The organism is Helicobacter sp. 12S02232-10 (assembly GCF_002272895.1).
Classification (GTDB): Bacteria; Campylobacterota; Campylobacteria; order Campylobacterales; family Helicobacteraceae; genus Helicobacter_J.
In genome coordinates, this window is sequence record NZ_MLAQ01000005.1 from 60104 (window position 1) to 73947 (window position 13844).

The 13844-nt window shown below is 35.6% G+C and carries 12 protein-coding genes; all 12 read right to left on the reverse strand.

Annotated features, from left to right (window positions below):
* Positions 1-185 precede the first annotated feature (185 nt).
* From mfd to secD, 12 genes are read right to left on the reverse strand one after another with little or no spacing between them, the layout of a single operon-like run.
* Positions 186-3185, reverse strand: a complete 3000-nt coding sequence (gene mfd / locus BKH41_RS05235) for a transcription-repair coupling factor (protein WP_095297686.1) — start codon at positions 3183-3185, stop codon at positions 186-188.
* Positions 3172-3588: a polymer-forming cytoskeletal protein gene (locus BKH41_RS05240; RefSeq protein ID WP_095297688.1), complete on the reverse strand. Its 417-nt coding sequence runs from the start codon at positions 3586-3588 to the stop codon at positions 3172-3174. Before BKH41_RS05240 ends, mfd begins: the two co-directional genes overlap by 14 nt.
* Positions 3501-4448, reverse strand: coding sequence for a M23 family metallopeptidase (locus tag BKH41_RS05245; RefSeq protein ID WP_095297690.1), 948 nt, complete (start codon positions 4446-4448; stop codon positions 3501-3503). The genes BKH41_RS05240 and BKH41_RS05245 overlap by 88 nt, the downstream gene beginning before the upstream one ends.
* Positions 4445-5389, reverse strand: coding sequence for a M23 family metallopeptidase (locus BKH41_RS05250; RefSeq protein WP_095297692.1), 945 nt, complete (start codon positions 5387-5389; stop codon positions 4445-4447). Before BKH41_RS05250 ends, BKH41_RS05245 begins: the two co-directional genes overlap by 4 nt.
* Entirely contained in the window at positions 5359-6528 is a 1170-nt protein-coding gene (locus tag BKH41_RS05255) for a Mur ligase family protein (protein ID WP_095297694.1), read from the reverse strand. Before BKH41_RS05255 ends, BKH41_RS05250 begins: the two co-directional genes overlap by 31 nt.
* A complete protein-coding gene (locus tag BKH41_RS10220) occupies positions 6519-6743 on the reverse strand; it encodes a diguanylate cyclase (RefSeq protein ID WP_095297697.1) in 225 nt (74 codons plus the stop codon). Before BKH41_RS10220 ends, BKH41_RS05255 begins: the two co-directional genes overlap by 10 nt.
* A gap of 5 nt (positions 6744-6748) precedes the next feature.
* Positions 6749-7936 (reverse strand): GGDEF domain-containing protein, encoded by a 1188-nt coding sequence (locus BKH41_RS10225; RefSeq protein ID WP_095297699.1) that lies wholly within the window; start codon positions 7934-7936, stop codon positions 6749-6751.
* A gap of 40 nt (positions 7937-7976) precedes the next feature.
* Positions 7977-8474, reverse strand: coding sequence for an LPS assembly lipoprotein LptE (gene lptE / locus BKH41_RS05270; protein WP_095297701.1), 498 nt, complete (start codon positions 8472-8474; stop codon positions 7977-7979).
* The gene (leuS, locus tag BKH41_RS05275) at positions 8474-10930 is read right to left on the reverse strand and encodes a leucine--tRNA ligase (protein ID WP_095297703.1); all 2457 of its coding nucleotides are present in this window, start codon (positions 10928-10930) and stop codon (positions 8474-8476) included. Before leuS ends, lptE begins: the two co-directional genes overlap by 1 nt.
* Before the next feature lie 8 nt (positions 10931-10938).
* Positions 10939-11280, reverse strand: a complete 342-nt coding sequence (locus tag BKH41_RS05280) for a DUF6394 family protein (protein WP_095297705.1) — start codon at positions 11278-11280, stop codon at positions 10939-10941.
* Between the two features lie 9 nt (positions 11281-11289).
* Complete coding sequence (secF, locus tag BKH41_RS05285; RefSeq protein WP_095297707.1) at positions 11290-12261, reverse strand: protein translocase subunit SecF; 972 nt, start codon at positions 12259-12261, stop codon at positions 11290-11292.
* A gap of 1 nt (position 12262) precedes the next feature.
* Positions 12263-13843: a protein translocase subunit SecD gene (gene secD / locus BKH41_RS05290; protein ID WP_095297709.1), complete on the reverse strand. Its 1581-nt coding sequence runs from the start codon at positions 13841-13843 to the stop codon at positions 12263-12265.
* Position 13844: the final 1 nt, after the last annotated feature.

The window sequence follows — 13844 nt, forward strand, 5'->3', positions numbered from 1 at the left end:
AGTTGATGGATTTTAAGCGTAAATTTTTATTCATTTGAAACCTTTATGTATAAATTTTAAAAATTAAAACATATTTTTGCTGAAAGGTAAATTAATAGTTTGTTTGAAGATAGAAAAGGTATATAAGGAGTTATCTAAAAATATTTTTAGATAATAAAAATTTTTATAAGGCTATGGCGATTTACTTAAGAGTTCGATTTTGCCTGTTTTTTTCTCAAATGCTCTAAAATCGCATTTAAAATATCATCATCGTCTTTGCTTGGGGCTTGGATGCATTCTTTTGTATCTTGTGCATCAATGATTGAAATATTTTGGGCGTAGTTTGAAAGCGTTTTAATCTGAAGAGAATTTGCCAAGATTTTGATGGTAATGATTTGGAGAAATTGTAAGCTCATCGCATCAAGTTTCCCGAATCTATCTTGGATTTCTTCTTCGATTTCATAGACTTGTGAAATTTCTTTGCATAATGAAAGTCTTCTGTAAAGTTCAAGCCTGAGGCGATCGCTTGGAATTAATTCAGGGTTGAGGTAACCACTTACGCCTAATTTTAATTCGACACCAGCATTTGTTTGAGATTGGTTGCCACTGAGCTGGTTGATGGCTTCTTCAAGCATTCGCAGATAAAGTCCATATCCGATATTTTTGATATGACCGCTTTGATCTTGTCCAAGTAAATTCCCGCCCCCTCTGATTTCAAGATCGTGATAAGCAATTGATGCCCCACTCCCCAAATAAGAGTTTTTTTCCAAAGCTAAGAGACGTTTGCTTGCTTGTTGTGTGATGGATTTTTTATCATTGATTAAGAAATAGCAAAAGCCCTCCTTGTTGCCACGTCCCACGCGTCCTCTGAGTTGGTGCAAGTCTGCTAAACCGAATTTATCAGCTCCATCGACAATGATTGTATTGGCGTTTGGAAGATGGATGCCTGATTCGATGATGGATGTGCATAAAAGCATTTGATATTTTCCTTCAGAGAAATCAATCATAATATTTTCGGTTTCTTTGGAGTCGATTTGAGAATGCAGAATGGCTATTTTTAATTTCGGGATTAATTCTTCAATCGCTTCTTTGGCTTTTGTGATGGTGGCGATATTGTTGTGAATATAAAAAATTTGTCCGTTTCGTCTGAGTTCTCTGTGAATGATTTCTTTTAAGAGAGCAGGAGTTTTTTCTTTTAAAAATGTTTTATTTGGTATTTTTTCAATCGGAGGGGTTAAAAGCGTACTCATTCCTTTGATTTGAGAAAGCGCCATATTAAGCGTTCGGGGAATGGGTGTTGCAGACATACTTAAAAAATGTAAGTCTTTGCTCAATTCTTTGATGGTTTCTTTTTGCTTCACCCCAAATTTATGTTCTTCATCTACAATCATCAAAGCGAGATTTTTAAAACGCGTATTTAAAAGAGAATGCGTTCCTACGATCACATCAATACTTCCTTCTAATAATCCTTTGAGGATTTGATTTTTTTGTGTGGGTTTGATGAAGCGATCAAGCTTGGCAACTTTAATCCCAAAAGGTTCAAATCTATTTTTGAGAGTATTGAAATGTTGGTTGCATAATAGGGTTGTGGGGACAATGAGAGCAGATTGATAGCCGTTTTTATAAACGGCAAACATTGCATTGATGGCAACTTCAGTTTTACCAAAACCCACATCCCCGCTTAGAAGTCTATCCATCGCCCTTCCGCTTGAAATATCTGTAAAAATGTCTGCGATAGCTTTTTCTTGATCGGGTGTGAGTGTAAAATCACACGAATTTTTGAACATTTCTATTTCAGGGAGATTGGTGTTAATTTTTTTGCCTTCAATCAGATTGCGTTTGGCGGCAAGCTTGATGATATTGTCAGCAATTTCAAATAATTTGACTTTAACTTTTTCTTTCAGCTTTGCAAAACTTCCTTTGCCTAGTCTATCGACAATAGGCACATTTCCGCTACCAGCTATGTATCGATCTATGAGGTGGAGATTTTCTACTGGCAATAAAAGTCTGTCTTCCCCTTGATAATCAATGCGGATAAAATCTCTCATACTTCCAAGAATGTTTGCTTGAATGATCCCTTTAAATATACCAATCCCATAGTCGTTATGAACGATATATTCCCCGATATTGAGCTCATCAAGTCCTAGACGGGATTTTTTGTGCTTTTGAGGTTTGGGATAAGTGTTTAGAGAAATGATGAGTTCTTTGGGTGTAGAAATATTGATAACGCATTCAGATAGCACACTTTCAAATTTGTCGCCATCAAGCCCGAGATTTTTTAAAAATTCTTGATTTTTTGTAAGAATCGTGATTTTTTTGTTTGCATTTAGCGCAATGATGGAGTTTAGATTTTTTATATCAGTAGCAATATCTATGCTCCCATCATCAGGAGTGCTTAAGATCTTCAAAGCTTGGAAATCTTGCAATTTTAAAGGGGAAGACTCTTCAAGGGCATAGATTTCTTCAGCTTCTCTAAGGGCTTCTTGAGTGATGATGGCATCGTAAGTTTTGATAAAGTTGATCCCGTATTCTTGAAGATACCAAAAACCCAATGAGGCGATATCTTTGCTAAAAGTATTGAATTCTGATTGGGTAACTTGCTCATTTAAAGATTGAAATTTCTCTTCATCAAGGCTAAAAATTGCAGGGGGAATGTTGCAGTAATCTTGTTCTTCTTGAACGCTGATTTGAGTGCTTGGGTCAAAGACACGAATACTTTCGCATTCTGCATCAAAAAAGCTGATTCGATAAGGCTTGGAAGAAGGAATGAAAATATCCATAATATCGCCTCGAAAACTCACTTCGCCTTCCATTTCTACAATATCAACATTTTCATATCCATAATAAAAAAGTTTCTTTTTTAATTCTGAAATTTGAATCGAAGTGTTTTTTTTGAGTTCAAAGGTTTTAAGAAGTTCTATGCTTGGAAGCGGGTAGAGTAAGGTAGAAATCGGAGCAATCAAAAGTGGGTTTGGTGAAGTATAAAAGTCACGCAGTTTTGAAAGAAGTTCCATAAATTCACTTGAAAACGATCGCATATCATCGCCCATTTTTGCCCGAAGTTCAGGCAGTAAAATGGGCGTAAAAGAACCTTTAAAATATTTGGCGACCTCATAGGCTTGGGCAGCTTCTTTAAGATCTTTTGTGATTAAAAGAGTGTTTTTAAAGCCTTTTAAAAAAGCGTGATAAAGGCTAGATTGTATCATTGTTCAATTTATTTGAGATTTTTTGAGGTTTTTCCATTGCATTTTGTTTGGTTTTGCTTTCCCCCATAAAAATACCTTTTCGTTCAATCACAAGTTCAGAACTGATGATTTTGCCATCAATGCGTCCCAAAGGAAGAATTTCAACAACTTCAGATTCTGTAGTTCCATTGAATTTACCGCTTACAATAAGCTTTTGTGCATAGATTTCTCCACTTACAAGACCAGTTTTACCAATCATAACGGTGTTTTTTGAATGGATGTTGCCTTCAAATTCTCCATCAATGTGTAAATGACAATCGATGTGAATTTCACCTTTTAATTTTGTTCCTTGAGCGATAATTGTTGCTGGTCCCATTTTTCCTGTCCCATTAGGTTGTTTATTGTCGTTAGCAAAGATTGCCATGCGATTTTCCTTTCTTTTTCAAATATAGAGTCAAAATTTTTCATATCCCATTTTACAAAATTAATCGGATTGAGAGGTTGGTTTAAAAAGCGAACTTCATAATGCAAGTGAGGTCCTGTACTCACTCCTGAATTTCCGCTATAGGCAATAATTTGACCTTTTTTTACAAACTCCCCGCTTTTAACTGCAATATTATTGAGATGAGCATAGTAAGTTTTAAATCCAAAAGAATGAGAAATTTTTACAAGTTTCCCATAACCTCCATTCCAACCATTTGCCGCAAAATCCACAACGCCATCAGCCGTAGAATAGACGGGCGTATTGATTTGGGCGCTGAAGTCTAAACCTGTATGTTTGTGAAGAATATGCAAAATAGGATGCATTCTATTTCCAAATTCTGCCGAAATTCTGCGGTAGTGATCCAGAGGTCGGCCATTGGGAATGAATTTCATTACAAACGCTTTTTGTGCTCCTGTGATGCTAGCTAAATCGATGCGTGTCAGAAGATCGTCATTTTTTTCTGATTCATATTCTTCTTTATTGACCCCGATAACACCTTCCAAATCATTGATCCTATCTCCGGCAAGTGCAATTTCTTCAAGGCGTTGATTGATTTGTTCATTCAAATAAGAATTTTTTTTAATCATCCTTTGATATTGTTCGCCTATCAAAATACTTTTGGCGTTGATATCTTTGATTTCTGAATTAAAAGCGCTGATAGAGATGCCTAAAAACAGAACAATTCCCAGAATAAAAAGCAAGAAATAAAGACTGAGTTGGCGAAAAATCATACTGACATTGATATGACGGCTACCATTTTGATCTGTGACCATCAGAACCAATCTTTTATCTAGAATCATTTTTTCTCATCCAAATATGGTAGATCATTCATTTGATAACTAAGCTTGTAGCTTTGGAGCTGGATAATATCTCCAATAGCCCAAAAAAGATTTTTCCAATCTATTGAAGAATCATTATTGAATACTTCTTCAAAATTATTTGCATTCCAAGCAGTATAAATGGCAGGATTTAGGATTTTTCCCAAAAATCTGACTTCATAATAAAGAGTGTTTCCATTAGAATTCCCACTATGTCCGCTATAACCGATGATTTGTCCTTTTTGGACAAAATCGCCTTTTTTGACTACGGATTTTTCCAAATGGGCATAAATAGAGCTAAATCCAAAAGAATGGGTGATTTTAACTAAATTTCCATAACCGATGTTGGAATTGTTACGAATGAGATCAATAACTCCATCAGCAGTCGCATAAACAGGGGTTCCTTCAGGTGCACTGAAGTCGTAGCCTGTGGGAACTCCTTTGATGTTTTTAACCGGATGCAGTCTTTGAGAACTTGAATTTTTAGATGTATATGAGGTTAGGGGTTCTCCATTTGGAATGAGACTTAAAATAAGGTTTTTTTGAGAAGAAGAAAGATCATCTAAATCAATTTTTTCATACACGGAAGGTTCTTTATCGGTATTTTTTTTCAGATCGACAATATTTTCCAAATCACCGATTTTTTGACTCACAATCGTTAGTTCTTGGCTTTTTTGTTTGATTTGGTCTTTGAGTAGATTATTTTTTTGGTAAATATATTTATATTCTGAGAGGGCTATATTTTTATTGAGAGCAATTTCGTCAATTTTTTGCATTAAAAATTTCATCAATAAGATGCTTGAAAGAATAATAATGCTTAAGAAGATGCAAAATAGGATAATGATTTTTTTTGCGTTTTTTGGCAGGCGAAATTGTTTAGAACCAGATTCATCTACGATGGTAATGACAAGTTTGTCCTGCACGCCTTCTCCTCTAGAAATTGTTTAGTTACGCTAAAAGACCCAAAGACTAAATACTCTTCCTTTTCTGAGATGTCTTTTTGACAGAAGCGATCAAAAGTTATGCCTAAAGATTGAATGATACTTTTGAGTTTGTCTTCTTCCATAATTCTGTCATTTTGAACTTCTATAATCAAGATTTTTTTTATGATGGGCATCAATATCTTAAGTATAGCTTTTGCGTCTTTTTGTTTGTAGGTATTATACACTAGGATTATTTTTTTATGGCTAAAAACTTTTAAGAGTTCTTGGGCAGCTTGCTCGTTATGACCTACATCAAGAGTGATATTAGGGGCGATTTTTTGGCATCTGCCCATTAAATCAAGTTTTGGAAATGAATTTGGATTGATTTTGTATCCGAGATAATTAAGAACATTTGAAGCGGTTTGGAAGTTTTGGGCTAAAAAATTTGCTAGATTGTGCTTAGAGGCATAAAAAAGTGTTTCTTCAGAAAGTATTTTAGGGATGATATGGAGCTTGGCATTATATTTTAGGGCGACAGATTTGGCAATTTCTTCTACAATCAATGAGGGTTGATGGGCTAGAAACGCAATAGGGGACATTGAGTTGAGTTTCGTAAGCGCAATTTGCTCAATCGTATTGCCTAGGATTTCTTGGTGATCTAAACCGATGGGTGTAAAAACTGAAATTTCACGTTTCAAGCAGCTTGTTGAATCGTATTCGCCTCCAAGTCCGGCTTCAAGAACTAAAAAATCGCTATCTTGAGATAAAACTTCTGCAAGAAATGTTGCGTATTCAAAGTAACTGCAAGATTGGATAAAATCAAATTGTTGTAAAAATCTATGTGCTTCTTCAAGCTCTCCATCAGAAATGATATGCCCATTTTTATAAAAGCGTTCGTTAAAATCAAACAAATGTGGGGAAGTGAAATGCAATACGTTTTTGCCTGCCTGCAAAAGACCAAGAGTAATGAATCTACCCGTGCTTCCTTTGCCATTTGTTCCGACAATATGAATTTTTCTTGAGTTGTCTTTCAAATGAGGGATAAGATTTTCGTGGATAATCTTTGCTCTTTGAGGGTTAAATGGAGCGTATTCGGCTCCTTTGGATTCTAAAAATTTTTTTAAGCTAATTATTCCCATTCGACTCGATTTCTCCCCATATTTTTGGCTTTATAGAGAAATTTATCTGCACAATCAATCATATCATATTTGCTTTTATGGGAAATTCTATCAGTCATTCCGATGCTTATAGTGATTTTGATTTTTTTATTTTTAAAGACAAAATTACTTTTTTCTATGGTTTTGCAAATGCGTTTGGCAAATTCTTTGGCTTTTTCCAAATCTGTTCCAGGCATTAAGATTAAGAATTCATCCCCTCCATATCTCCCTCAATATCGCTCCCTCTGCAATTTTTTTTGAGTATTTTGCTAAAGATTGCAAGCAGTTTATCCCCCGCAGTGTGGCCATAAATGTCGTTGATATTCTTAAAGTTATCGATGTCAAAAAACAAAATTGAATAATTGATTGAGTCGGTTTGAAATTGTCTTTCGCATATTTCGGCAATATTATCGATATGCTTTCTGTTATATACTTCAGTTAAGCTGTCCATTTTGGATTGTTCTTCGATAGTTTTGATATAAAGAGAAAGGGTATTGATTTCATCATAAAGATGTTTTATTTTTTCCTCTTTATTTTTCAATATTGAATTGATATTGATAATTTTTTTGTGTAAAATATCTGCGATGTCTATCAAGGTTTCCTTTTCTTGTTCAAAATTTTCTTCTCTCTTTACTATGGATTTTCTGATTTTTGCAATTTCTTTAATGTGTTCATTGTTGTCTAAGATTGCGTTTTCTATTTCCATCAGGACTTCGCTAGCATTTTTCCCAATTTCCTTGCTGCTTCTTCTTAAAAGCTTGCAGTCTTTATCTCGATGTTCTGAGATTTCCTCCAACGTTTTTAAGACACTTGAGTCGGTAATGGATTGAGGGGTTGTATTTAAAAGTTGAACAATTTCTTTGATTTCTGTATTGAAGTCTAAAATGCAAGGTTGGATTAGTTTGGCAATGATTAAAGAAATTTGTTTTTGAATTTTTAAATGCTCTTCATCTTGAACGACTTCACTCCAAGCATTGATTAATTGTTCCATTTCTTCAGAATTTTTTGGATTTTTTTGAGCAAAAAGATTTGGTTTTTCTTGTTTAAGGCGTTCGCTTGAAACCTCGTAAAGAATTTTTATAAGGATGGCTGAAAGAATATTGGTTTGATCTGGGAAATTTGATATGCTTGAAGAGTTATCGGCAATGTTGAGATACATAATCAAACGTCGGATAAACTCATCTCTAGTATGGATGTTATATTCAAAAAGATTTTTGATGTTTGGACTCAGCAAACTCGCGTATTTTTCAAGCCAATTCTCTTCTTCAATGAAGAAGCTTTGCCTTCGAAGTTCTTTACTAACAAGTTCAACATATTCTGTTTGAGAGAGATTGGAGAATCTGTCAATTTTTTTAAAAATTATTTCAATTCGAGATTTAAAGTCTAACATCAAGTTTCCTAGTGAATTTAATATGTTGATAATATTATACTTATTTACCCTGATAGGAAACTTGTGTTATGAATTTGTCTATAGTTTGATCAGTTGCCTGCTCAATGGCATAATAGCGATTATCATATGTAATGAGAGGATTTTCTAAGGATACGGCATAATCGTAGTAGCCGTTGTTTTTGAAAGATTTAGAAACACCTTTTTTATTTGTATAGGTAAAGGTTACAAATACAGTAGCACGATAAAAAGTTGTAAAACCTTGTTCATTAGTGGCTATGGAAGTATCGGTTACGTTTGTGATTTCAATCGTAATGATTGAGTCAGCTTCTTTTTGTGAGGCGAGTCTATTTTGAAATCTTGAAATCACAGCTCTATTCAAAGAGTCTTTAAATTGCACTGAGTTTTCTGGGTTGGGGAGATTGACAATGAGTTTTACATAAATACTGTCCCCCAAAACTTTTTGAGCATAGTAAGCAGCTGGAAGATACCCACAAGCGTTCAATAAAATGAGGACACTGATAAAAATAATTTTTTTCATTATTTAATGACAAAATTTATGATTTTGCCTGGAATAACGATTTCTTTTGCAATACAAGCATCTTGAAGCCATTTTTGGACAGCAATTTTAGAGGTTTCCAAAATTTCTTTTTCATTCGTGTCGGGAGCGACTTGAATTTCGCCACGTTTTTTTCCGTTGATGGTGATAGCTAAGGTTATTTTTTGTATTTCAAGCGCTTCTTGATTGGTAGAGATTTGAGACATATTTTTGAGATTGAAGTATTTTTGGCTAAGTTCCCAACAAAGATGGGGAATAATGGGTTCAAGGACATTGAGCAAGATAAAATATCCCTCCGTCCATATTAAAGGATTGGTTTGTGTTCCTAATGCGTTTAAAGCTTCCATACAAGAGGCAATAAGTGTATTGAATGCGTAACCGCTTTGTTTTTTGTCGAAAATATCATTTGATTTAATCAGTGCTTCATAAACCTTTCTTCTTGCTATCTTTTCTTTTTCATCAAGTTCATCTTGTTTGATTTGGGGAATGTTTTGACAGGGAGTGACATTTTTACTTTTTTCCCAAAGACGTTTGATAAACCGATATCCCCCTTCTATGGCACTATCGTTCCATTCAAGCTCACGGGTTGGGGGTGCGGCAAATAAAATGAATAATCTAGCTGTATCTGCTCCATATTTAAGGATAATATTGTTTGGATCGACGATATTACCTTTGGATTTGCTCATTTTTGCTCCGTCTTTAAGTACCATTCCTTGTGTAAGTAGATTCAAAAAAGGTTCATTCGATTTTATATATCCTAGATCTCTGAGGGCTTTTGTAAAAAATCTAGCGTATAGTAAATGTAAAATTGCGTGTTCAATACCCCCGATATATTCATCTACATCCATCCAATATTCCAAAGATTTAGGATCAAAGGCTTGCTTATCCCATAAATTTCGCGGGGTTGTATATCGCAAAAAGTACCAACTTGATTCCACAAAAGTATCCATAGTGTCTGTTTCTCTGATTGCATTTCCTCCGCATTGAGGGCATTTGCAGTGTTTCCATAAGGGGTGCTTATCTAAAGGATTTCCCTCTCCATCAATTGTAATGTCTTCGGGTAGGGATACTGGGAGATTTTTTTCATTTTCAGGAACAAGACCACAATTTTGACAACGGACAAGCGGGATAGGTGCTCCCCAATATCGTTGTCGCGAGATACCCCAATCCTTCAATCTGTAATTGATGATGGCTTTTCCAAGATTTGAATTTTCAAAATACGAAATGATTTTATCCCGTGCTTCTTGGGCAATAAGACCATTAAACTCACCGCTGTTTTTAAGTTTTCCTTCCCCGATATATGGGAGTTGGGATTGATTTGAATCAGAGGGTTCAAGGACTTCTTTGATTGCAAGGTTGTATTTTTTTGCAAATAAAAAATCTCTTTCATCGTGTGCGGGTACACTCATTACTGCTCCACTTCCATAGTCCATCAAGACAAAATTTGCTACCCATACGGGTAGTTTTTCTTGCGTGAGGGGGTGAATAACCCAAATACCCAAATCCACGCCTTCTTTCTCGCTCATAGATCTTTCTCTTGCGCTTGCATTTTGCATTTTGATAATTTTGGAAACTTTTTCTTGGTCTAAAATATTTTTTTCGAGTAAATTTTTAACAATGGGGTGTTCAGGTGCTAAAGCGCAGTAAGTGACTCCATAGATTGTATCGGGTCTGGTTGTAAAAACTTCTATTTCTTTAGTTAAGGCGAGGGCTTGGCTTTTTTCATTCAATTTGAAGCTAAAGCTCAAACCTCTTGATTTGCCAATCCAATTTTTTTGCATCAATAAGACTTGGGATGGCCATTTGCCTTCAAGCATTTCTAGATCGTTTAAAAGTTCCTCAGCATAATCAGTGATTTTAAAATAATATTGATCCATTTCCTTTTGAACTACTTCTGTATCGCAGCGCCAACATTTTCCATCAATAACTTGTTCGTTTGCTAATACGGTTTTATCATTGGGGCACCAGTTTAAGTAGGCTTTTTTTCGATAGATCAAACCTTTTTCCCACATATCAATGAAAAATTTTTGTTCCCATTTGGTATAGTTTTTATCACAAGTTGCAAATTCTCTATCAGCACTGAAAGAAAATCCTAAGCTCGAGAGTTCTTTCCTCATATTTTCAATATTGCTATAAGTCCATTTTTTGGGGTGTGTTTTGTGTTTAATGGCAGCATTTTCAGCAGGCATACCAAAGGCATCAAATCCCATCGGATGCAAGACGTTGTAATTGTTTTTTCTGTAAAATCGGGCTATTGCATCACCGATACAATAGTTTCTCACGTGTCCCATATGAATCGCGCCACTAGGATAGGGCAACATACTTAAAATATATTTTTTGGGCTTGGAAAAATCATCTGAGGGTTCGTGAGTATGTTGTTTCTTCCAAAATTCCTGCCATTTTTTTTCTATTTCAAGCGGTTCATACGGCGTATCCATTTATTCTCCTAATAGTCTGAATCGTTTGTTTTTGCACTTTCTATAAGCAAGAGAGCTAGAGAAAAAATATTTGCAATCAAAGCACCTATAATAAGCACGTAGGCGATATTCAGATTATCTAAAACTTGCAGAAAGATAAAGGCAGGGATTAAATGAAAGTCTGCCACGAGCGAACTTGCCAAAAGTTCGGAAGAGAGTTGTTTTTTTACGCCGATTTTTAAAGTTGTCGAAATAAGATTTAAAGCTAGCGCAATGAATAAAACCACAATGTTAGGATCCCATAAAAATCCCGCCGTAGAAGTCAGGCTTCCCAGACTAAAAAAAATGAAAATTACTTTACCCCAATCCATATATTCTCCTTAAACTCGACCTTTTTCATACATTTGTCGCAGTTGTTTTTTTTCTTGAGCTTTTTTGGCTTTTTTTATTTCTTTGGCGTGATATTTCTGTATATCAAACCCAAAAATGATTGCTAATTTTGGTGCTACAAACATTGAACTATAAGTCCCAAAAACTACGCCTATAAGCATTGGTAAAGAGAAACCTACGATAATTTCACCCCCAAACAAATAAAGTGTCAAAACCACGAAAAATACAGTTAGAGAAGTTAATAGAGTTCGTGAAAGGGTGCTTGAAATTGCATCGTTAATGACTTCTTCTATATTATTTGTGCGCTGTGTGAGCATTTTTTCTCTGATCCTGTCAAATACAATGATTGTATCATTGATAGAATACCCGATTAAAGTCAGCAATGCAGCAATCACTTCTAGATTCAGATCAATATCAAAAACGATTACGGAGGCTGCGGTGATGATGACATCGTGGATTAAAGCCACGATACCTGCTAGGGCAAAACGCCATTCATAGCGAAAGCTTACATAAATCATTATTGCCAAAGTGGCAAGCAAAAGGGATAAAATGCCTTTTTGCTTCAATTCGTTTCCAACCTTTGGACCTACTGTATCAAGTTTGCGAATCTCAAATTTTCCTGTGGATTCCAAAAGCTTTGTAATTTCAGATCCAAGATTGCCGTCTGCACTTGTTTGGGTATAGGGAATCCTAACTAAGATTTCGTTTTTAGAGCCAAATTCACTGACTTGAACACCTTTAAATTGAGGGTTTGCTTCAAGAAGATGTCTGACTTTTTCAATCGGAGCATTCTGTTCGTATCTGATTTGAGCGGCACTGCCACCAGCAAAATCAATACCGGGAGTAAAGCCTTTGGTAAATAAAAGAACAAATGCGCCGATGGTGAGAAAAATAGAAAGAATAAGCCCGTATTTGGAATACTTTACAAAATCTAAAATCTTGACTTTTTTGAAAATTTCCATTTTAGTCCTTTTTATTGATCCCAAACCAAAAATAAAGGTGTTTGGTTTTGGAAATTTTTGGAAGGATGGCTTGATAAAAACCTTGCGTACCAATGATTGCTGTGATGATTGAGGCAATGATCCCAATTCCTGTAGTAATCGCAAATCCTTTGATAGCTCCAGTTCCATAAGCATACAACAAGATTGAGGCGATTAAAGAAGTGATGTTAGAGTCAAAAATAGCCCTAGAGGCATTGATATAGCCTAAATGAACCGCCCTAACAATATTTTCTCCTGCTTTCAGAGCTTCTCTGATACGTTCATTGATAATAATATTGGCATCTACAGCCATTCCAACGGTTAATACGATTCCTGCCATTCCTGGAAGCGTGAGTGTTGCTCCAAAAATTGCCATTACTGCAATGATTAAAAACAAATTTACAATCAACGCTACAGAAGCAATCACTCCTGCCATTGAGTAATAAACAATCATAAAGCCTACAACTAGTATGAAACCACTTGCAAGGGCTATCATTGAAGCTTTAATGCTATCTTGACCTAGACTTGGACCCACACTTCTTTTTTCTAAGACTTGCATAGGAGCCAATAATGCCCCACTTCTTAAAGCGATAGCCAAATCACTTGCCTGTTCTACGCTGAATCCCCCACTGATTTGTCCGCTTCCCCCGCCTATTCGCTCCCGAATTACAGGAGCAGAATAAACTTTTCCATCTAAAACAATGGCCATTCTTTTATTGACATTGGCTCCCGAAAAGTCCGCAAAAATCTTAGCTCCTTGAGAATCTAGGCTAAAGCTGACTACAGGCTGATGGTTTTGATCATAAACGACTTTAGCATCTGTAAGCATATTTCCATCTAGAATCGGAACGGCTTTGAGAAGAATTTTCTCCCCACCTTCTGCAGTGTTTGCAAAAGGTAAAATCACATCGCCATATTTTTGAGCTTCCAAATCTGTCATTGTTTGTACCCGTGCATTTCTCTCTTCATCAACAGCCATCATCTGTAAATGCGCAGATTTTGAAATGAGATCCCTAGCTCTTTGCTCTTCTTCAGCAGTTTTTATTCCGGGAAGTTGGACTAAAATATCTTCTTTTCCTTGTTGGGTGACGCTTGGTTCTGCTAGACCAAATTGATCGAGTCGATTACGAATAGTTCCTATGGCTTGAGAAATCGCATTTTTTTTAATAGTCTCTTCTTCGAGTGGGGTTAAGGTGATGATATAGTGATTGTTATTGGATTCGATTTTGATCCCATCAAGTTTGTTTAATATATCAGAGAGATTACTAGCTTCATCAGTATCTATTAGATCAAAAGTCACACTTTCACTATCAGAATGAATGCCATCAAGCAAAATATTTGATTTTTTGGCTTCATAGTTGATGGAAGAGGCGATGGAAGAATATTTACTTTTGATAGCTTCTTGCGTTTTAACGCCCAAAAGAAGATTTAGACCTCCTTGCAGATCGAGTCCAAGACTAATTTGGGGACCTTTGATATGAAAAAGAGAGGGCAAAGATAAACCGACCCCAAAGATGATAGCAAGAATAAAAATCACCAATCTTGGGTTGAGTATTTGTTTCATA